The sequence below is a fragment of the Klebsiella sp. BIGb0399 genome (assembly GCF_003752615.1).
GTDB lineage: Bacteria > Pseudomonadota > Gammaproteobacteria > Enterobacterales > Enterobacteriaceae > Klebsiella > Klebsiella lignicola.
The window spans coordinates 203,522-223,030 of sequence record NZ_RKHT01000007.1 but is presented as its reverse complement, the minus strand read 5'-3'; the positions used below and the strand labels follow the sequence as shown (position 1 = coordinate 223,030).

Below are 19,509 nucleotides of genomic sequence, written 5' to 3'. Positions count from 1 at the left end.
CGATTACATCAGGCAAAACTTAACAACTTCTTAAGCGGTAAAAAGAAATTTTATTGCTGTACAGCGACGGTTGCAACGCGGTTTACTGCCTCTAGATCACATGGATTTCAAGTTGCAGGCAGGCGAGCCCCACAGGAGTGACCAATGCGTATTTTACTGGTGGAAGACGATAAGCTCATCGGCGATGGCATTAAAGCCGGGCTGGCAAAAATGGGCTTTAGCGTCGACTGGTTTACCCGCGGCGAAGCCGGACAAGCCGCGCTCTATACCGCCCCTTACGATGCGGTGATCCTCGACCTGACGCTGCCCGGTATCGACGGGCTGGATATCCTGCGCGAGTGGCGCGATCGGGGTCATCATGAGCCGGTGCTGATCCTCACCGCTCGCGATGCGCTCAATCAGCGGGTAGAAGGGTTGCGCCTCGGCGCCGATGATTATCTGTGTAAACCCTTCGCGCTGATTGAAGTTGCCGCCCGCCTGGAAGCGCTGGTTCGCCGCGCACACGGCCAGAGCAGCAGCCAACTGCGTCATGGCGAGGTCACGCTGGATCCCAGCGGCCTGACGGTGACGGTGAACGGCGAAAATCTACCGCTAAAACCCAAGGAGTTCGCCTTGCTGGAACTACTGATGCGCAATGCCGGACGCGTCCTGCCGCGTAAGCTGATTGAAGAGAAGCTTTATACCTGGGACGACGATGTCTCCAGCAACGCGGTCGAGGTGCACGTGCATCACCTGCGGCGCAAGCTCGGCAGCGAATTTATTCGTACCGTTCACGGTATCGGCTACACCCTCGGTGACGCATGAAACGCCTGAGCCTACGCCTGCGTCTGACGCTACTCTTTTTTCTGCTGACCAGCGCCGCCTGGGGCATCGCCAGCTTTATTGCCTGGCAACAAACCACCGAAAAGCTGGATAAGCTGTTTGATACCCAGCAACTGCTGTTTGCCCGCCGCCTGAGCACCATCAATTTCGACGAACTGCACACCCTGCCTCCGCAGATCAGGGCCAAAAAGAAGGTCAAACACGGGCATCTTGATGACGATGCGCTGGCGTTCGCTATTTTCAGCGCCGACGGCAAGAACATCATGCACGATGGCGAAAACGGCCAGGATATCCCGTGGAATAACCGCCGGGAGGGGTTCAGCGATGGCCATCTGAATAATGATGACGACGAATGGCGCTTTCTCCAGTTAACCACCCGCGATGGCCGCTACCGCATCGTCGTCGGGCAGGAGTGGGACTACCGCCGGGAGATGGCGCTGGATATCGTCACCTCGCAGCTGACGCCGTGGCTGGTGGCGCTGCCGCTAATGTTCCTGTTGCTGATTGTACTGTTAAGCCGCGAGCTGGCGCCGCTGAAACAGCTGGCCCGCACCCTGCGCCTGCGCGCGCCTGACTCGCCCGAGTCGCTGGACGTCGACAAGGTGCACAGCGAAGTCAGGCCGCTGGTCGAGGCGCTGAATCAGCTGTTTGCCCGCACCCATGACACCATGATGCGCGAGCGGCGGTTCACCTCCGATGCCGCCCACGAACTGCGTAGCCCGCTGGCGGCGCTGAAGGTTCAGACCGAGGTCGCTCAGCTGTCGACGGACGACCCGCAGGGGCGCGACAGGGCGCTGGCGCAGCTGCATGAAGGGATTGACCGCGCTACCCGGCTGGTAGACCAGCTCCTGACGCTGTCGCGTCTGGATTCACTGGCCCAGCTTGATGACGTGCAGACCCTCGCCATGGATGATCTGCTGCAATCGTCGGTAATGGAGATGTACCACGCCGCGCAACAGGCCGGGATCGATCTGCGCCTGCATCTGCACGCCAGCCATGTCTTGCGCCAGGGGCAGCCGCTGTTGTTGAGCCTGCTGGTGCGTAACCTGCTGGATAATGCGGTGCGCTACAGCCCGCGCGGCAGCCAGGTGGATATCACCCTCGATGCTCGCCAGTTTACCGTCCGTGATAATGGCCCAGGCATTAGTCCCGAGGCGCTGGCGCGTATCGGCGAGCGCTTCTATCGTCCGCCGGGCCAGGATGCCCCTGGCAGCGGGCTGGGGCTCTCCATCGTCCGTCGGATCGCCACGCTGCACCAGATGACGCTGGATTTCAACGCCGTCCGCGAAGGCGGTTTCGAGGCGCGGGTGCGCTGGTAACCGTTATTATTGCGAATTTAGCAAAAGACTTTGCACATTTCGCTCATTTTCCCGCTTCGCCCTGCGGGGTAAAATTGACGACAAAATCGAATATTGAAGGGTAAAAAATGAGCAACATCCTGATTATCAACGGCGCGAAAAAATTCGGCCACTCCAACGGTCAGCTGAATGACACCCTGACCGAGGTCGCGGATGGCTATCTGCGCGACGCCGGGCATGATGTTAAAATCGTTCGTGCCGATAGCGATTACGACGTCAAACAAGAAGTGCAGAATTTCCTGTGGGCCGACGTGGTTATCTGGCAAATGCCAGGCTGGTGGATGGGCGCGCCGTGGACCGTGAAGAAATACATTGATGATGTCTTCACCGAAGGCCACAGCTCGCTGTATGCCAGCGACGGACGTACCCGCTCCGACGCCAGCAAGAAATATGGCTCCGGCGGTTTAATCCAGGGCAAACAGTATATGCTCTCCCTGACCTGGAACGCACCGATGGAAGCCTTTACCGATAAAGACCAGTTCTTCCATGGCGTCGGCGTTGATGGTGTTTATTTACCGTTCCATAAAGCTAACCAGTTCCTCGGCATGACCGCCCTGCCGACGTTTATCGCCAACGACGTCATTAAACTGCCTGATGTTCCGCATTACATCGCAGAATATCGCAAGCATCTGGCGCAAATTTTTGGTTAACTAAAGCTCTACCTACAGAAGGAGTTGAGTTAATCATGTTGACAGTGATCGCAGAAATTCGCACCCGCCCTGGCCAGCACCATCGTCAGGCCGTGCTTGAGCAGTTTGCTAAAATTACCCCTGTCGTTTTGCAGGAAGAAGGTTGCCACGGCTATGCGCCGCTGGTAGACCACGCGGCAGGCGTAAGTTTTCAGAGCACCTCCCCGGATTCCATCGTCATGGTTGAGCAGTGGGAAAGCGTTGCCCATCTTGAAGCGCACCTGCAAACGCCGCACATGAAAGCCTACGGTGAAGCGGTGAAAGGCGACGTGCTGGACACCACTATTCGGATCCTGCAGTCCGGTATTTAAGCGCTGGCGAAGCCGGGAAGGTCATCCGGCGACGCGAAGAGAAATACTGAAGAGAAGTGCTGAAGAGAAGTACAACAGCCATGCCTCAGAACTGGCGGCAGCGCCAGTTCTGATAACACCACCGGTCAGGCTTCCAGATCCGCCATATCCCCTTTTTCCTGCAGCCAGTTACGGCGATCTTCCGAACGCTTCTTGGCTAACAGCATATCCATCATCGCCGTCGTCTGCTGCTCATCTTCATCGCTGATAATCAGCTGCACCAGGCGGCGGGTATTCGGATCAAGCGTGGTTTCACGCAGCTGCATCGGGTTCATTTCGCCCAGCCCTTTAAAGCGCTGGACGTTTGGTTTGCCCTTCTTGCGTTTCAGCTGCTCCAGCACTCCGGCTTTTTCTTCCTCGGTCAAGGCGTAGTACACCTCTTTACCGAGGTCGATGCGGTATAACGGCGGCAGCGCGACATGCACGTGGCCGTGTTTCACCAGCGTGCGGAAGTGCTTCACAAACAGGGCGCACAGCAGCGTGGCAATGTGCAGACCATCGGAGTCGGCATCCGCCAGGATGCAGATTTTGCCGTAACGCAGCTGGCTTAAATCGTCGCTGTCCGGATCGATACCGATCGCCACCGAAATATCGTGGACTTCCTGCGACGCCAGCACCTCATCGGAAGAGACTTCCCAGGTATTCAGAATTTTGCCTTTCAGCGGCATGATCGCCTGATATTCACGATCGCGCGCCTGCTTGGCTGACCCGCCTGCCGAGTCCCCTTCGACGAGGAACAGCTCGGTGCGATTCAGATCCTGAGCGGTACAGTCCGCCAGCTTGCCCGGCAGCGCGGGGCCGCTGGTCAGCTTTTTACGCACCACTTTTTTGGCCGCGCGCATCCGGCGCTGGGCGCTGGAGATCGCCATTTCGGCCAGCAGCTCCGCCGCCTGGACGTTCTGATTGAGCCACAGGCTGAAGGCGTCTTTCACCACGCCGGAGACAAAGGCCGCGCACTGGCGCGAAGAGAGACGCTCTTTGGTCTGGCCGGCGAACTGCGGATCCTGCATTTTCACCGACAGCACGTAGGCGCAGCGATCCCAGATATCTTCCGCCGACAGCTTCACGCCGCGCGGCAGGATATTGCGGTATTCACAGAACTCACGCATGGCTTCGAGCAGCCCCTGACGCAGGCCGTTCACATGGGTCCCGCCCTGCATGGTTGGGATCAGGTTGACGTAGCTTTCCGTCAGCAGCTCGCCGCCTTCCGGCAGCCACAGCAGCGCCCAGTCAACCGCTTCGGTTTCCCCAGAGAAGTTGCCGACGAACGGTTTTTCCGGCAGCAGCGGCAGGCCGTTCACCGCTTCGCACAGGTAGTCCGTCAGGCCGTCCTGGTAACACCAGCGCTGCTCGCTGTTATTGACCTGATCGCGGAACACGATCTCAACGCCCGGGCAGAGTACCGCCTTGGCTTTCAGCACGTGCGTCAATCGCGTTACGGAGAATCGCGGGCTGTCAAAGAAGCTTTCATCAGGCCAGAAATGCACGCTGGTCCCGGTATTGCGTTTGCCGCAGGTCCCGGTGACGTGGAGATCTTCGACTTTATCGCCGTTCTCGAAGGCGATGCTGTAGACCTGACCATCACGACGCACGTTCACTTCAACGCGTTTCGACAAGGCGTTGACCACCGAAATCCCCACCCCATGCAAACCACCGGAGAACTGGTAGCTCTTATTGGAGAATTTACCGCCCGCATGCAGCCGGCAGAGGATCAGTTCAACGGCCGGAACCCCTTCTTCCGGGTGGATATCAACCGGCATTCCGCGCCCGTCGTCGATCACTTCCAGCGATTGATCGGCATGAAGAATGACCTCCACGCGTTTCGCGTGGCCGGCCAGTGCTTCATCCACACTGTTATCAATAACTTCCTGACCGAGATGGTTAGGACGTGTTGTGTCAGTGTACATCCCCGGACGGCGGCGAACCGGCTCAAGCCCGGTGAGGACCTCAATGGCATCAGCGTTATATGAAGATTGCGTCATGGTGTGTATTCGTAGGTGATCCAGGGCTGCTTAACGCAGACCCAGAAAATCGATAATCTGAGTGAAATGATCTTCAAAGCCGACAAATGCGTGGTTGCCACCCTCTTCGACCGTCTGCCGGCATAAAGCGTAATAAGCAACGGCCTGGCGGTAATCAAGCACTTCATCGCCCGTTTGCTGCAGCAGCCAGAGTAAATCGGGCGCTTCCAGTGGGTCGATTTGCATGACTTTGAGATCGTAAATATGGCGAGACTCTAGCACATATTGCTGCCCGGTGTACGGATTCTCATTGAGGCCAAGGAAATTGTTCAGCAGTTCAAAAGGGCGTACCGCCGGGTTAACCACCACAGTTGGCAGCATAAAACACTGCGATAGCCAGGTGGCGTAGTAGCCCCCGAGGGAAGAGCCGACAACCCCCAGCGGTTCCCCGCCGTGTTCCAGCACTATCGCCTCAAGTAACTCTGCGGCTTCGGCCGGATAGGCAGGCAGTTCCGGCACCACCATGTTTATTTCAGGAAAGGTCTGCGCCAGCCACTCCTTCAGCGCCGTCGCTTTTGCCGACCGCGGTGAACTGTTAAAACCGTGCAGATAAAGGAGCGTAGCCATCAGTATCCTTCTGAAGCAATATCCGGGTGAAACTTCACGCCCTTAAGGCGACAGACTTCGGTGGTCAACGTCCCATCGGCATGGAGATCCAGCCAGCGCCAGCCGGGGGAAATCGTGTCCAGCGTAAAATTGGCGCAATGGGGCTTGAACTGTACGCAGGTTGATGGGGTCGCCATCATCCGCCGTCCGTTCCAGTTGAGATCCAGTTCCTGATGAATATGGCCGCAGAGCAGATGCTTCACCCGTGGAAAAGCGGTCAGTGCGCGGTCCAGCGCGCCGGCGTTGCGCAGGCTGTGTTGATCCAGCCAGCTGCAGCCCGAAGGAAGCGGGTGGTGATGCAACAGCAGTAACGTGTATCGCTCGGGTTCTTCTGCCAGGCGCTGCTCCAACCATTCCAGCTGAAAGTCGCTCAGTTCGCCGTGGGGCACGCCGAAGACCTGGCTATCCAGCAACAATATTTGCCAGTGCTGGCCCAGTAAAACCCGTTTAGCCGGGGAGATGCCGGACTCCTGCAGCGTACTGTACATCGCAGGCTGGAAGTCATGATTGCCCGGCAGCCAGACGCAGGGCACGGCAAAACTCGCGATACCTTCAGCAAAGTGCTGATAGGCCGCGGCTGAATGATCCTGCGCCAAATCGCCTGTTGCCACAATCAGATCGCATTCACGCTGTGAAGCATGGATGGCATCCAGCACGGCCTGGTAGCTTTCCCAGGTATTGATGCCTAACAGCGTTTCATGTTTTTCAGCAAACAGGTGAGTATCAGTAATTTGTAATATCCTGACTCTGGTCTCACCAGCCAGAGGCAGATTTAACAGGCTTTCCAAATGGTGTCCTTAGGTTTCACGACGCTAACAAACCGGAATCGCCATCGCTCCATGTGCTAAACAGTATCTCAGCCAGTCCGCCAGGAACTGATTAATTTGATGCTTTTCGTCGCGTTGATGCAACTTTTTATTAGGATAATCATACTTTGCTTTGAAGCGAAAGATCTGCTGAGTCGAACACACTTCAGCCACCATCGCATCATGATAAAGACGCACCGTCATCGACGGTAAACTCCAGTAGCTTACCGCTGGCGCCGTCTGTTCAATCGTGACTAATGTAGTGTAGCGAGTCGATTCGATGATAGTGAGTCGATACTGCGCATTACCCACCTGATAACCCGCGACATCGCCAGCCGTATCGGTTCGAGGCAACAGGCGGCGCAGCTGAGCAAAATTGGTTTCGCACAGGCGCATCATTTCCGGGAAGTCAGGTGTATAACGCTTCATTTTGTCCACTCGTTACGTAAATGGTGATAATGCAATTGCAGCCATTGCAAGGCGATGACAGAGGCCGCGTTGTCGATTTTCCCCTCTTCTACCCACTGATAAGCCTGCTCCCGGCTTACCACATGCACCCGGATGTCTTCATTTTCTTCCACCAGGCCATGAATCCCTTTTGCTGTCGTCGCATCGACTTCACCGACCAGAATCGACAGTCGTTCGCTGGTGCCGCCGGGGCTGGCCAGATAACTCAGCACCGGTTTTGTCCGCCCGACTTCCAGCCCGGCTTCTTCTACCGCTTCACGCCGGGCAACATCTTCAGGGGATTCGCCCTCTTCAATCATACCGGCGACCATCTCAAGCAACCACGGGCTTTTGCTGGTATCATACGCCGCGATGCGAATCTGCTCGACCAGCACAACCTCATCGCGTATCGGGTCAAAGGGTAGCAAGACTGCGGCATGCCCGCGCTCAAAAATTTCGCGCGTCACCTCTCCGCTCATCTCGCCGTTAAACAGACGGTGGCGAAAACGGTACAAGTCCAGCGAAAAAAAACCACGATAAAGCGTTTCGCGTGCAATAATTTCTACATCGTTTTTAGAGAAGGTATTTCCTTGCTGATTGGGCTTGCTCATAGTCTCTGTCCTGCGAATCCGAAATGAAGGATTTATAAGCCGTTTGGCTACCGTTTTACAGTCTGTATGTTAGATTGGTGCAAATTACCGCCCGATGGCACGTAACGCCAACTTTTTACCGCGGCAGAGTCGATACAATCAGCAGATAACTTTAAAATTTGGGCTGCACTTTATGCTTCACAACAAGGAATGCAAATGAAGAAACTTCTCCCCATCCTCATCGGCCTTGGCCTGACTGGCTTCAGCGCCATGAGCCAGGCAGAGAACCTGATGCAGGTTTATCAGCAGGCGCGCGTCAGCAACCCTGACCTGCGTAAATCAGCAGCCGATCGTGATGCTGCATTCGAAAAGATCAACGAAGCACGTAGCCCGTTACTGCCTCAGCTCGGTCTGGGTGCTGATTATACCTATACCAATGGCTACCGCGACAGCAACGGCGTGAACTCTAATGTCACCAGTGGTTCGCTGCAGTTAACACAAACGTTGTTTGATATGTCGAAATGGCGCGCCCTGACGCTGCAGGAAAAAGCAGCTGGTATTCAGGATGTGACCTATCAGACCGATCAGCAAACGCTGATTCTGAACACCGCTACGGCCTATTTTAACGTCCTGAGCGCGATTGATACGCTGTCCTACACCGAAGCGCAGAAACAGGCTATCTACCGTCAGTTAGATCAAACCACCCAACGCTTTAACGTGGGCCTGGTGGCGATCACCGACGTGCAGAACGCCCGTTCACAATACGATTCAGTGCTGGCTAACGAAGTCACCGCACGCAACGACCTCGATAACGCGGTAGAATCGCTGCGTCAGGTTACCGGCAACTACTATCCGGAACTGGCATCGCTGAACGTTGACGGCTTTAAGACCAACAAGCCGCAGACCGTGAACGCGCTGCTGAAGGAAGCGGAAAACCGTAACCTGTCGCTGCTGCAGGCACGTCTGAACCAGGATCTTGCGCGCGAACAAATTCGCCAGGCACAAGACGGCCATATGCCGACACTGGATTTGACCGCATCGACCGGGGTATCCAACACCTCCTACAGCGGTTCCAAAACCCACAACAGCCAGTATGACGACAACGACGCCGGGCAGAACAAAGTCGGCCTGAGCTTCTCGCTGCCGCTGTATCAGGGCGGGATGGTGAACTCGCAGGTCAAACAGGCGCAATACAACTTTGTTGGCGCCAGCGAACAGCTGGAAAGCTCGCATCGTAGCGTCGTACAGACCGTTCGTTCTTCCTTTAACAACATCAATGCCTCTATCAGCAGCATCAACGCCTATAAACAGGCGGTGGTCTCTGCTCAGAGCTCCCTTGATGCCATGGAAGCCGGTTATTCGGTCGGTACGCGTACCATCGTCGACGTGTTGGATGCAACCACCACGCTGTATAACGCCAAGCAACAGCTCTCCAGCGCGCGTTATAACTACCTGATTAACCAGCTGAACATTAAATCTGCGCTCGGTACGCTGAACGAGCAGGATCTGGTGGCACTGAACAACACGCTGGGCAAACCGGTAGCAACATCGCCAGACAGCGTGGCGCCGGAAACTCCGCAGCAGGATGCCAACGCAGACGGTTACAGCAGCAATGCGGCACCGGCGGCAACCCCGGCATCAACCACCCGCACGACAAAAACCAGCGGCACCAATCCTTTCCGTCAGTAATCGCCGCGGTACGATAGCGCTTCGCTTAACGAATTCAACTAAGCGAAGCGCTAAACGTAAGGCAACGTAAAGATCCCCTGCTTTCCCCTCCTTTCCGCCCCTATTCGCTTCATTTTCCACCACTCATCCTCTATCCTGAGCGTTAACAAAATGCCATACCACTGGGTCCTGGAAGACAAATATGAAACGGACAAAAAATATCAATCATGCCTCGTTCCGTAAAAGCTGGAGCGCACGTCATTTGACGCCAGTCGCCCTTGCCGTTACGGCCGTATTTATGCTTGCCGGTTGTGAAAAAACCGACGAGACGGTTTCTCTCTATCAAAACGCCGACGACTGCTCTACCGCAAACCCGGGCAAGAGCGCAGAGTGCACCACCGCGTTCAACAACGCGCAGCAGGAAGCGGTACGTACCGCACCGAAATACGCCACGCGTGAAGATTGCGTCGCGGAATTCGGTGAAGGCCAGTGCCAGCAGACGCCAGCTCAGGCGGGCGTAGCTCCAGAAAACCAGGCCCAGGCGCAAAGCAGCGGCAGCTTCTGGATGCCGTTGATGGCCGGCTACATGATGGGCCGAATGATGGGCGGCGGTATGGGCGCGCAGCAGCCGCTGTTCAGCTCGAAAAACCCGGCCAGCCCGGCCTACGGTCAATACACCGATGCCGGTGGTAAGAGCTACGGCGCCGCGCAACCGGGCCGGACAATGAACGTGCCGAAGACGGCAATGGCGCCTAAACCGGCGACCACCAGCACCGTAACGCGCGGTGGGTTTGGTGAGTCGGTGGCAAAACAATCCACCATGCAGCGTAGCGCTGCGGGCACGACCTCGACTAAACGCTCAATGGGCGGCTAAACACCATGGAAAGAATCAGCATCACGGAGCGCCCGGACTGGCGTGAAAAGGCGACGGAATACGGCTTTAACTTTCATACCATGTATGGCGAGCCCTACTGGAGCGAAGAAGCCTATTACAAACTGACGCTGGCCCAGGTTGAAACGCTCGAAAACGTCACCGCCGAGCTGCATCAAATGTGCCTGCAGGCAGTGGAAAAAGTCATCGCCAGCGATGAGCTGATGGCCAAATTCCGTATCCCGAAACATACCTGGGGCTTTGTGCGCCAGTCGTGGAAAACCAACCAGCCGTCGCTGTACTCGCGTCTCGATCTGGCGTGGGACGGTGTCGGTGCGCCAAAGCTGCTGGAGAACAACGCCGATACCCCGACTTCGCTGTATGAAGCCGCGTTCTTTCAGTGGATCTGGCTGGAAGATCAGATCAACGCCGGGCAGCTGCCGGAAGGCAGCGACCAGTTCAACAGCCTGCAGGAAAAACTGATTGAGCGCTTCGGCCAGCTGCGCGAGCAGTTTGGCTTCCAGCTGCTGCATATGGCCTGCTGTCGCGATACCGAAGAAGATCGCGGCACCGTCCAGTATCTGCAGGACTGCGCGGCGGAAGCCGGCGTCGCCACCGAGTTTCTGTATATCGAAGATATCGGCCTCGGCGAAAAGGGTCAGTTTACCGACCTGCAGGATCAGGTGATTGGCAATCTGTTCAAGCTCTACCCGTGGGAATACATGTTGCGCGAGATGTTCTCCACCAAGCTGGAAGATGCTGGCGTACGCTGGCTGGAACCGGCCTGGAAGAGCATCATCTCTAACAAAGCGCTGCTTCCGCTGCTGTGGGAAATGTTCCCTAACCACCCGAACCTGCTGGCGGCTTACTTCAGCGAAGATGCGCACCCGGAGATGGAGAAGTACGTCATCAAACCGATCTTCTCCCGCGAAGGTGCCAACGTGTCGATCGTCGAGAACGGCAAAGTGCTGGAGGCCGTAGAAGGCCCGTACGGTGAAGAAGGTACGATCGTGCAGGAGTTCTATCCGCTGCCGAAATTTGGCGACAGCTATACGCTGATCGGCAGCTGGCTGATCAACGACCAGCCCGCCGGGATCGGCGTGCGCGAAGATCGGGCGCTGATCACTCAGGATCTGTCCCGCTTCTACCCGCATATTTTCGTCGAGTAAACCTCACCCCGGCAGCGCAAAATGGTTGCCGGGGTGATTTATTGCCGCCGCCGTTACGCCCCAATCAGCACAGACAGCATACTCAGCGATCCCATCTCAATACCGTCTACCGGAATAGAAATCGGCTCTTCGCCGTCCCAGGTGCCCAGCACATAGAGCAGCGGCAGGAAGTGTTCCGCCGTCGGGTTTGAGAGCGAGCCACCTTCATGCGCCAGATAGTTCACCAGCGGATGTTCAGCCACCGGTCCTTTCCAGCTGAGGTTGGTTTTCACGTAATCGTTGAAGGACTCCGCCCACGGGTATGGCGTGTTCTCGCCGTGCCAGCGTGCGGTTCTCAGGTTATGGACTACGTTACCGCTCGCCACCAGCATGATGCCTTCATCACGCAGCGCCGTCAGCTTACGCCCCATCTCCAGATGCCAGGCCGCCGGTTTGGTGCTGTCGATACTCAGCTGCACCATCGGGATATCCGCATCGGGGTACATTTTAATCAGGACGCCCCATGAGCCGTGATCGAAGCCCCAGGCCTCTTTATCCAGCGTGACGGGAACCGGCGCCAGCAGCTCAACCAGGCGCTGCGCCAGCGCCGGGGAACCAGGAGCCGGATAATGCGTATCGTACAGCGCCTGCGGGAAGCCGCCAAAATCGTGGATCGTTTTCGGCGTTTCCATGGCCGTCACCCCGGTGCCGCGCGTAAACCAGTGCGCAGAAACCACCACGATCGCTTTTGGACGCGGCAATGTGTCGCCCAGCTGGCGCCAGGTACGGGTATAAATATTGTCTTCCAGCACGTTCATCGGGCTGCCGTGGCCTAAAAACAACGCTGGCATTCGGGTACGGGACATGGTGATATCCTTAATAACTAGAGAGGAATTGTGATGCCTTCACATTACGCGTTTTTGCGTCAGGAATAACTCAGATAAGCATGATGATGATCGTCAGAAAATTTGAATGTATACCCTCAATACTTCGAGTTGCAGGAAGGCCAACGCTGATGCAACTTGAAGTATGACGGATATAATTCGCTGTAAAAGGGCACTTCACCCTCTCGCCGTACTCTGACAATTTCGATATTATTAATGATAATCCTTATCAAAGGAGGGGAATGATGTCGTCACCCTTAATATTGACGCTACTGGCCGGGAGCGCGACGTTCATCGGTGCTATTTTTGGCGTCCTGGGTCAGAAACCGTCTAATCGCCTGCTGGGATTCTCCCTCGGATTTGCCGCCGGGATCATGTTGCTGATCTCGCTGATGGAGATGCTACCCGCGGCGCTGAACGCCGAAGGGATGTCGCCGCTGCTCGGTTACGGTATGTTTGTCATCGGCCTGCTGGGCTACTTTGCGCTCGACCATCTGCTACCGCACGCCCATCCGCAGGACCTGATGTCACCCGGTATCGCACGGCCGCGTAATCTACGCCGTACCGCGATTTTGTTGACCCTCGGTATCAGCCTGCATAACTTCCCGGAGGGGATTGCCACCTTTGTGACCGCCAGCAACAACCTCGAGCTGGGTATGGGCATCGCGCTGGCCGTCGCGTTACATAATATTCCTGAGGGGCTGGCGGTTGCCGGCCCGGTGTATGCCGCAACCGGTTCGCGTTCTAAAGCCGTGCTGTGGGCCGGGCTGTCCGGACTGGCGGAAATCCTCGGCGGTGTGCTGGCGTGGCTGATCCTTGGCAGTCTGGTGTCGCCGGTCGTGATGGGCGCTATTATGGCCGCCGTTGCCGGCATTATGGTGGCGCTCTCGGTCGATGAGCTGATGCCGCTGGCAAAAGAGATCGATCCCCAGAGCAACCCCAGCTATGGCGTGCTGTGCGGGATGTCGGTGATGGGATTAAGTCTGGTTGCCCTGCAGGCTATGGGAATCGGCTGACCTGAAAACAACAAAGCCCACGCAAGCGTGGGCTTTGAGATGACGTCCGTCGTTATCAGCTGGCTTTACGCTCATGCTCACGACGGTAGGCCACCAGGTCTTCGATGGTGACAACGGCCATATTTTGTTTCTGAGCAAAGGTGATGCACTCTGGCGCACGCGCCATGGAGCCGTCGTCGTTTGTCAGTTCGCACAGGACACCCGCCGGCTTGAAGCCCGCCAGGGTCACCAGATCGATGGTCGCTTCAGTATGACCGCCACGGGTCAATACGCCGCCCGGCTGCGCGCGCAGCGGGAAAACGTGGCCCGGACGATTCAGGTCGGAAGGTTTTGCGCCGTCGGCAATAGCCGCACGCACGGTGGTCACACGGTCAGCGGCGGACACGCCGGTGGTGACGCCTTCAGCGGCTTCAATGGTCACGGTAAAGCCGGTGCCATAGGCGCTGGTGTTGTTTTCCACCATCATCGGCAGGTCAAGCTGCTTACGGCGTTCGTCGGTCAGGCACAGGCAGACAATGCCGCTGCCGTGACGAATGGTCAGCGCCATCTGCTCAACGGTCATGGTTTCGGCGGCGAAAATCATGTCGCCTTCGTTTTCACGGTCTTCATCATCAAGCACCATCACACCGCGGCCTTCGCGCAGTGCATTTAAAGCGTGTTCCACACGTTCAAAAGCGGTACCAAAAGAGGAAAGGAGCGTCTGATTCATGGTAAATAAACCTCATTAAAATTATGGTTACCAGAATCAGGGCAGTCTTAGGAGTGCCGGTTAAGCGGCAAAAGTCAACGCAAGCGGATCGCAATCCGGCTGAGCCGTTACTCTCTCCCATCCGGACTCTAACCGTCGGCCCCGGAATTACACCGGATCTGCTGACCTTTCTGCTTTCGCAAAAAGCGCTCGCGGGCTTTCAACGCATGGTTGATTTACCGCCGGTGGGGAATTTCGCCCCGCCCTGAGAATAAGCGAAGTAACTATAACGCTATTGATTATCATCGGCAACGTATAAGCTTCAAACATTTCTGGTTTATAGCGCCCGCCGTTCGCACTACAATAAGCGACAAATCGACCAGAGCAGGAAACCACCATGATTGACCCGAAAAAAATTGAACAAATCGCCCGCCAGGTCCATGAGTCAATGCCGAAAGGCCTGCGCGATCTTGGGGATGATGTGGAGAAGAAAATCCGCCAGGTCCTCCAGTCGCAGCTGACCCGTCTGGATCTGGTTGGCCGCGAAGAGTTTGATGTACAGACTCAGGTATTGCTGCGCACCCGCGAGAAACTGGCTTTACTGGAACAGCGTATCAGCGATCTGGAAAGCCGCTCGGCGGCCCCGGACGTCGAAGAGAAGCCGTAAAAAATAACGGGCCCGCTGCGGCCCGTTATTGCTTCAGAGCCTACCCTGGTAGGCGTACATTGTTGCCTGGCCCTGGGCCGTGCTCTTAGTGTTCAACTTCCGACGCAACCTCTTCATCGACCTGACGGCAGTAGAGTTCATACCGTTGACAAAACCATTCACGATGTTCCTCATCCATATTGCCGACAATGGCCTGGAGATCAACGCTATGGCCTTGTGCGCGCATTCTGGCAAAACTCAGCGCCAGAAAATCAAAGTTCTTCATTGAATACAGTTCGTGATGATTCATCCGCATACTCCTTCAACCGTGAGTGTTCTGTTAGGTCATATGCTGTTTACTGACTTCAGTATTTATACTTACGCTACCGCTTTCTGTACGAAAAATGCGCCTGAATAGATTATTTATTGCGCTGAATCATTTCTCTCATGATTAAATAAAAAAAAGCCCACGATCTCGCGATCGCAGGCCTTTTCAACGGGCTTATTCCTTACGCCGCCGGCCGTTTTACCGGCACTTCGGCGTCAGTCATTACTTCCCGCTATCTTTCTGAATCTTCCTGATGATATTGGTGGTTGAGCAGCCATCTTCAAAGTTGAGCACCAGCACCTCGCCGCCGTTGGCCCAGACTTCCTCGCTGCCGGCAATCTCATCCGGCTTATAATCACCGCCTTTCACCAGCAGATCCGGCAGGATCCCGGCGATCAGGCGCTGCGGGGTATCCTCTTCAAACGAGACCACCCAGTCCACGGCTTCCAGCGCGCCCAGCACGATCATGCGCTGCTCCAGCGGGTTAACCGGTCGGGTCTCGCCCTTCAGACGTTTGGTCGATGCATCGCTGTTAACCGCCACAATCAGGCGATCGCCCAGCTTGCGCGCATTGGCCAAATACGACACGTGACCGGCATGCAGAATGTCAAACACCCCGTTGGTCATGACCACTTTCTCACCGCGCTTACGTGCCGCCGCTACCGCCTGCTTCAGCTCGTCTTCGTTCATCACCCCGAACCCGGTCTCGGCACGCCCGCGGACCGCGTTTTCCAGCTCGATAGGCGATACGGTAGAGGTCCCCAGTTTGCCGACCACCACGCCCGCCGCCGCGTTGGCGAAGTAGCAGGCCTCTTCCAGGGTGTTGCCGGAGGCAAGCGTCGCCGCCAGCACGCCGATCACCGTATCACCGGCGCCGGTCACGTCATACACTTCCTGCGCCTGAGTCGGCATATGCAGTGGCGGACGGCCCGGCTGCAGCAGCGTCATCCCCTGCTCAGAGCGGGTCACCAGCAACGCGGATAGCTCGAAATCAGCAATGATTTTCAGGCCACGTTCGACAATCTCCGCTTCGTCTTTGCATTTGCCCGCCACCGCTTCAAATTCAGAGAGGTTCGGCGTCAGCAGCGTGGCGCCGCGATAACGTTCAAAATCGGTGCCTTTCGGATCAATCAGTACCGGCACGCCGGCATCACGTGCCAGCTTAATCATGGTCTGAACGCTGGTCAGCGCGCCTTTGGCGTAGTCAGACAGCACCAGCGCCCCGATGGTCCCCAACGCCTGCTGAATACGCTCATGCATCGGCTGTGGGTCAACGCCAGAGAATCCTTCTTCGAAATCAAGGCGGATCAGCTGCTGGTTACGCGACAGCACGCGCAGCTTGGTGATGGTCGGGTGCGTCGGCACGGAGACGAAATCACACTTCACATTGACGTCAGCCAGCGCTTTGCTCAACGCCCGCGCAGCATCATCAATGCCGGTGAGCCCGACCAGACGGGAGGTCGCGCCGAGGGAGGCGATATTCATTGCCACGTTTGCTGCGCCGCCAGGACGTTCCTCAATATTTTCCACTTTCACCACCGGTACCGGGGCTTCAGGGGAAATACGGCTGGTGGGACCATACCAGTAGCGGTCCAGCATCACATCGCCAACCACCAACACTCCTGCACGTTCAAACTCCGGCAGCGTTACTTTCATGACTCTCTCCTGCGAGATGCAAACTTTGCGCGCGATAATAGCACACCCGGTTTTTTAGTTAATCCATCAACCACTTCTGCCAGCTGGTGCTCACCTGCTCGCGCTCGTGGGTAAAGGCATCAGGGGCGACATTGCCCGGCAGTTCCTGCAGGGCCAGATGATGCAGCGCATCACGCAGCGTGGTGTAGGCGTGGGTCAACGCCCGAGCTTCGCCTTCATCCATAATGTCGTTTTGTGCCAGCAGTTCCAGAATGCGCACGTTATCCGACCAGCGCGTCAGCTTCGGTTTTTCATGCGCATAGCGTAGGACCAGATACTGGGTGATAAATTCAATGTCGGTAATGCCTCCGGCATCGGCTTTAATATCAAAGCGGTCGCGCTGCTTATTCCCGAGGTGGGCGCGCATCTTCTCGCGCATTTCCCGCACTTCGGTCTGCAGCGTCGCCCCGTCGCGCAGCGTGCTGAGAATATCGCGACGGATGGTATCAAACTGCTCCTGCAACGCCGGGTCGCCATAGACCACCCGAGCGCGCACCAGCGCCTGATGCTCCCAGGTCCAGGCCTCATTTTTCTGATAGTCGGCGAAAGAATCGGCGGTGGTAACCAGCATGCCGGCAGCGCCGGAAGGGCGTAAGCGAGCGTCCACTTCGTAGAGAATGCCCGACGATGTGCGGGTGCTGAACAGGTGCATGATGCGCTGGGCCAGGCGCAAATAGAACTGGCGGCCATCGATTTCACGCTCGCCATCGGTCATCACTTCAACCGGGCAGTCATGGAGGAACACCAGATCGAGGTCAGAACTGTAACCCAGCTCCCAGCCTCCCAGTTTGCCGTAGCCGACAACCGCAAAACCGCGTCCCTGGCGGTCATGCAGATGGGTTGGCTGACCATAACGCGCCACCATCTGCATCCAGGCCTGCTGTACCACCGCATCAATCATCGCTTCAGCCAGCCAGGTTAAGTGATCGCTCACTTTCATCACCGGCAGCGTTCCGGCGATATCGGCAGCGGCAATATGCAGCAATTGCGCCTGTTTAAACTGGCGCAGCGCTTCCAGCTGTTGCTCTTCATCCTCTTCCGGCACGCGCAGCAGATACTGGCGCAGCTCATCGCGGTAGGCATCGGTAGCCGTCGGTTGATAGAGGGTGTGAGGATCCAGCAGCTCATCCAGCAGCAGCGGGTGGCGCGCCAGCTGGCTGGCCACCATCGGCGAAGCGGCACAGAGGCTGATTAAGTGCTTCAGCGCGCCGGGGAATTCACTGAGCAGCTCAAGGTAGGTGGTGCGGGTGACGATGCCGGTCAACAGCGGGGTAATGCGCGCCAGCGGTACCGGCGCATCGGTGCGGGAACACACTTCGCTGAGCAGATGCGGCATCAGCTGATCCAGCACCTGACGCCCGCGCGGGCCGATGGTGCGCTTATCCAGCTCTTTGCGGAAATCGGCAATCAGCGCCAGCACGCTGCGGCGATCGCTATCCTCAAGATGGGCCAGCGCCGGGCTGGTGTCGTCTTCTTCCAGCGCATCCTGCCACAGCTCGCGCCAGTACTCTTCCAGTTGCTCATCCGGTGACTGGGCTTCGTCATCGCCAATCAGCTCGTTAAACACCTGGCGCACGTTGGCCATTTTTTCCGCCAGCCGCGTACTGAGCGTCTCCCAGTCATCAGCCTGCATCCCCCACGCCAGACGGGCGCGGTTGAGATCGTCCTGTGGCAGCGTTTGCGTCTGCTCGTCATTGATACTTTGCAGCAGGTTTTCCAGGCGCCGCAGGAACAGATAGGCTTCGCGCAGCCGGGTGGCGTCGCCTTCCGGCAGCAAATGCAGCTCTTCAATGGCGGCCAGCGTCGGAAGCAAGGCCCGGAGCTGCAGCGCCGGTTCGCGCCCGCCGCGGATCAGCTGGAAGACCTGGACGATAAATTCGATTTCGCGGATGCCGCCAGCGCCGAGCTTTATATTGTCCTTCAGCCCACGACGGCGGACTTCACGGGCAATCATCCCTTTCATATTGCGCAGCGACTGGATCACGCTGAAGTCGATATAGCGACGGAAGACAAACGGCCGCAGCATGGCGCGCAGCTCGTTGGCGTAAGTCCCTTCGTTATCGCCCATGATCCGCGCTTTGACCATCGCATAGCGCTCCCAGTCGCGCCCCTGCTCCTGATAATAATCTTCCAGCGCGGCAAAGCTCAGCACCAGCGGCCCGCTGTCGCCAAAGGGACGCAGGCGCATATCGACGCGGTAGACAAAGCCATCCTGCGTCGGCTGGTCGAGCACTTTAATCAGTCGCTGTCCCAGGCGGGTAAAGAACTGGGCATTATCCAGCTCCCGACGCCCGCCGAGGGCGGAGCCATGCTCCGGCCAGGCAAAAATCAGGTCGATATCCGACGAGAAGTTAAGCTCGCCGCCGCCCAGTTTGCCCATCCCGAGAATCAGCAGCGGCTGAGGCTTGCCTTGGGCATTCGATGGCGTCCCCCACTCTTTGCAGCAGGCGCTATACAGCCAGTCGCGGGCGGCAACGATTAACGTCTCGGCCAGCGCGCTTAGCTGCTGCAAACTGCTCTCTTCGCTGACCAACAGCAGCGCCTGGGCCCAGGCGATGCGCACCATAATACGGCGGCGGAACAGGCGCAGCTCGCGCATCAGCGCCGCTTCGTCGTTAGCCTCAGCCAGCGCCGCCTGTAGCCACTCGGCATAGTGTCGCCACTCTTCCGCGCTGGGCGGGGCGCTTTCCAGCTCCGCCAGCCACTGCGGCTGGGCCACCAGGCTTTGCTCGACGAAATCGCTGAACGCCATCACCGACTGCGCCTGTGGGCTTAATGTCGATACTGGAAAATCCGCTGGCAGGCGGTCCACAACCGTCTGCCAGTGCTGCTGTAACTGCGAAGAAAGCGGCATTATAGGGGTCTCCCTGGCCTGA

The 19,509-nt window shown here is 57.2% G+C and carries 19 protein-coding genes and 1 riboswitch; of the genes, 9 read left to right on the top strand and 10 right to left on the bottom strand.

All coding sequences use genetic code 11. The annotated features are described in order from the left end of the window. Positions 1-144: 144 nt before the first annotated feature. The 4 genes from qseB to EDF82_RS15625 all read left to right on the top strand — a co-directional run bounded on the left by qseB (position 145) and on the right by EDF82_RS15625 (position 3,180). On the top strand, positions 145-804 hold the full coding sequence (qseB, locus tag EDF82_RS15640) for a quorum sensing response regulator transcription factor QseB (RefSeq protein WP_123756449.1): 660 nt from the start codon (positions 145-147) through the stop codon (positions 802-804). Beyond that, positions 801-2,141 (top strand): quorum sensing histidine kinase QseC, encoded by a 1,341-nt coding sequence (qseC, locus tag EDF82_RS15635; RefSeq protein WP_123756448.1) that lies wholly within the window; start codon positions 801-803, stop codon positions 2,139-2,141. The genes qseB and qseC overlap by 4 nt, the downstream gene beginning before the upstream one ends. A gap of 107 nt (positions 2,142-2,248) precedes the next feature. Further along, on the top strand, positions 2,249-2,830 hold the full coding sequence (locus tag EDF82_RS15630) for an NAD(P)H-dependent oxidoreductase (RefSeq protein ID WP_123756447.1): 582 nt from the start codon (positions 2,249-2,251) through the stop codon (positions 2,828-2,830). A 35-nt stretch (positions 2,831-2,865) separates the two neighbouring features. Further along, the gene (locus EDF82_RS15625) at positions 2,866-3,180 is read left to right on the top strand and encodes a putative quinol monooxygenase (RefSeq protein WP_123756446.1); all 315 of its coding nucleotides are present in this window, start codon (positions 2,866-2,868) and stop codon (positions 3,178-3,180) included. A 125-nt stretch (positions 3,181-3,305) separates the two neighbouring features. Here EDF82_RS15625 and parE read toward each other — a convergent pair whose 3' ends face one another. From parE to nudF, 5 genes are read right to left on the bottom strand one after another with little or no spacing between them, the layout of a single operon-like run. After that, a complete protein-coding gene (gene parE / locus EDF82_RS15620; RefSeq protein WP_123756445.1) occupies positions 3,306-5,201 on the bottom strand; it encodes a DNA topoisomerase IV subunit B in 1,896 nt (631 codons plus the stop codon). Between the two features lie 30 nt (positions 5,202-5,231). Further along, complete coding sequence (yqiA, locus tag EDF82_RS15615; protein ID WP_123756444.1) at positions 5,232-5,807, bottom strand: esterase YqiA; 576 nt, start codon at positions 5,805-5,807, stop codon at positions 5,232-5,234. Further along, a complete protein-coding gene (gene cpdA, locus EDF82_RS15610; protein WP_123756443.1) occupies positions 5,807-6,634 on the bottom strand; it encodes a 3',5'-cyclic-AMP phosphodiesterase in 828 nt (275 codons plus the stop codon). The genes yqiA and cpdA overlap by 1 nt, the downstream gene beginning before the upstream one ends. Positions 6,635-6,658: 24 nt before the next feature. After that, positions 6,659-7,081, bottom strand: a complete 423-nt coding sequence (locus tag EDF82_RS15605; RefSeq protein ID WP_123756442.1) for a DUF1249 family protein — start codon at positions 7,079-7,081, stop codon at positions 6,659-6,661. After that, a complete protein-coding gene (gene nudF, locus EDF82_RS15600; protein ID WP_123756441.1) occupies positions 7,078-7,710 on the bottom strand; it encodes an ADP-ribose diphosphatase in 633 nt (210 codons plus the stop codon). Before nudF ends, EDF82_RS15605 begins: the two co-directional genes overlap by 4 nt. A gap of 195 nt (positions 7,711-7,905) precedes the next feature. Between nudF and tolC the strand changes: the two genes are divergently transcribed. From tolC to EDF82_RS15585, 3 genes are all read left to right on the top strand, one after another. Next, positions 7,906-9,378 (top strand): outer membrane channel protein TolC, encoded by a 1,473-nt coding sequence (tolC, locus tag EDF82_RS15595; RefSeq protein WP_123756440.1) that lies wholly within the window; start codon positions 7,906-7,908, stop codon positions 9,376-9,378. A gap of 181 nt (positions 9,379-9,559) precedes the next feature. Beyond that, complete coding sequence (locus EDF82_RS15590) at positions 9,560-10,231, top strand: DUF1190 family protein (protein WP_123756439.1); 672 nt, start codon at positions 9,560-9,562, stop codon at positions 10,229-10,231. A gap of 5 nt (positions 10,232-10,236) precedes the next feature. After that, positions 10,237-11,397 (top strand): glutathionylspermidine synthase family protein, encoded by a 1,161-nt coding sequence (locus tag EDF82_RS15585; RefSeq protein WP_123756438.1) that lies wholly within the window; start codon positions 10,237-10,239, stop codon positions 11,395-11,397. Between the two features lie 53 nt (positions 11,398-11,450). On the opposite strand, the gene ygiD is transcribed toward EDF82_RS15585, so the two are convergent. Next, positions 11,451-12,242 carry a 4,5-DOPA dioxygenase extradiol gene (ygiD, locus tag EDF82_RS15580; protein ID WP_123756437.1) on the bottom strand — a complete coding sequence of 264 codons (792 nt, stop codon included), beginning with the start codon at positions 12,240-12,242 and terminating at the stop codon, positions 11,451-11,453. A 263-nt stretch (positions 12,243-12,505) separates the two neighbouring features. On the opposite strand from ygiD, the gene zupT reads away from it, so the two are divergent. After that, a complete protein-coding gene (gene zupT / locus EDF82_RS15575; protein ID WP_123756436.1) occupies positions 12,506-13,276 on the top strand; it encodes a zinc transporter ZupT in 771 nt (256 codons plus the stop codon). Between the two features lie 55 nt (positions 13,277-13,331). Here zupT and ribB read toward each other — a convergent pair whose 3' ends face one another. Beyond that, complete coding sequence (ribB, locus tag EDF82_RS15570; RefSeq protein WP_123756435.1) at positions 13,332-13,985, bottom strand: 3,4-dihydroxy-2-butanone-4-phosphate synthase; 654 nt, start codon at positions 13,983-13,985, stop codon at positions 13,332-13,334. A 105-nt stretch (positions 13,986-14,090) separates the two neighbouring features. Beyond that, a riboswitch (FMN riboswitch) is annotated at positions 14,091-14,241 on the bottom strand. A gap of 120 nt (positions 14,242-14,361) precedes the next feature. Here ribB and EDF82_RS15565 point away from each other — a divergent pair. Next, the gene (locus EDF82_RS15565) at positions 14,362-14,631 is read left to right on the top strand and encodes an accessory factor UbiK family protein (protein WP_123756434.1); all 270 of its coding nucleotides are present in this window, start codon (positions 14,362-14,364) and stop codon (positions 14,629-14,631) included. An 85-nt stretch (positions 14,632-14,716) separates the two neighbouring features. Here the strand turns inward: EDF82_RS15565 and glgS are convergent, their stop codons facing one another. The 3 genes from glgS to glnE all read right to left on the bottom strand — a co-directional run bounded on the left by glgS (position 14,717) and on the right by glnE (position 19,490). Beyond that, the gene (gene glgS / locus EDF82_RS15560; protein WP_123756433.1) at positions 14,717-14,920 is read right to left on the bottom strand and encodes a cell surface composition regulator GlgS; all 204 of its coding nucleotides are present in this window, start codon (positions 14,918-14,920) and stop codon (positions 14,717-14,719) included. A 240-nt stretch (positions 14,921-15,160) separates the two neighbouring features. Further along, positions 15,161-16,594 (bottom strand): bifunctional D-glycero-beta-D-manno-heptose-7-phosphate kinase/D-glycero-beta-D-manno-heptose 1-phosphate adenylyltransferase HldE, encoded by a 1,434-nt coding sequence (gene hldE / locus EDF82_RS15555; protein ID WP_123756432.1) that lies wholly within the window; start codon positions 16,592-16,594, stop codon positions 15,161-15,163. A 58-nt stretch (positions 16,595-16,652) separates the two neighbouring features. After that, entirely contained in the window at positions 16,653-19,490 is a 2,838-nt protein-coding gene (gene glnE, locus EDF82_RS15550; RefSeq protein WP_187043077.1) for a bifunctional [glutamate--ammonia ligase]-adenylyl-L-tyrosine phosphorylase/[glutamate--ammonia-ligase] adenylyltransferase, read from the bottom strand. Positions 19,491-19,509 lie beyond the last annotated feature (19 nt).

Bases quoted from the DNA above. Each gene is read 5' to 3' on its own strand.
- yqiA (WP_123756444.1), bottom strand. From the start codon at position 5,807: ATGGCTACGCTCCTTTATCTGCACGGTTTTAACAGTTCACCGCGGTCG.
- EDF82_RS15585 (WP_123756438.1), top strand. From the start codon at position 10,237: ATGGAAAGAATCAGCATCACGGAGCGCCCGGACTGGCGTGAAAAGGCG.
- qseB (WP_123756449.1), top strand. From the start codon at position 145: ATGCGTATTTTACTGGTGGAAGACGATAAGCTCATCGGCGATGGCATT.
- ribB (WP_123756435.1), bottom strand. From the start codon at position 13,985: ATGAATCAGACGCTCCTTTCCTCTTTTGGTACCGCTTTTGAACGTGTG.
- EDF82_RS15605 (WP_123756442.1), bottom strand. From the start codon at position 7,081: ATGAAGCGTTATACACCTGACTTCCCGGAAATGATGCGCCTGTGCGAA.
- zupT (WP_123756436.1), top strand. From the start codon at position 12,506: ATGTCGTCACCCTTAATATTGACGCTACTGGCCGGGAGCGCGACGTTC.
- tolC (WP_123756440.1), top strand. From the start codon at position 7,906: ATGAAGAAACTTCTCCCCATCCTCATCGGCCTTGGCCTGACTGGCTTC.
- hldE (WP_123756432.1), bottom strand. From the start codon at position 16,594: ATGAAAGTAACGCTGCCGGAGTTTGAACGTGCAGGAGTGTTGGTGGTT.
- qseC (WP_123756448.1), top strand. From the start codon at position 801: ATGAAACGCCTGAGCCTACGCCTGCGTCTGACGCTACTCTTTTTTCTG.
- EDF82_RS15590 (WP_123756439.1), top strand. From the start codon at position 9,560: ATGAAACGGACAAAAAATATCAATCATGCCTCGTTCCGTAAAAGCTGG.
- EDF82_RS15630 (WP_123756447.1), top strand. From the start codon at position 2,249: ATGAGCAACATCCTGATTATCAACGGCGCGAAAAAATTCGGCCACTCC.
- nudF (WP_123756441.1), bottom strand. From the start codon at position 7,710: ATGAGCAAGCCCAATCAGCAAGGAAATACCTTCTCTAAAAACGATGTA.
- EDF82_RS15565 (WP_123756434.1), top strand. From the start codon at position 14,362: ATGATTGACCCGAAAAAAATTGAACAAATCGCCCGCCAGGTCCATGAG.
- ygiD (WP_123756437.1), bottom strand. From the start codon at position 12,242: ATGTCCCGTACCCGAATGCCAGCGTTGTTTTTAGGCCACGGCAGCCCG.
- glgS (WP_123756433.1), bottom strand. From the start codon at position 14,920: ATGAATCATCACGAACTGTATTCAATGAAGAACTTTGATTTTCTGGCG.
- parE (WP_123756445.1), bottom strand. From the start codon at position 5,201: ATGACGCAATCTTCATATAACGCTGATGCCATTGAGGTCCTCACCGGG.
- EDF82_RS15625 (WP_123756446.1), top strand. From the start codon at position 2,866: ATGTTGACAGTGATCGCAGAAATTCGCACCCGCCCTGGCCAGCACCAT.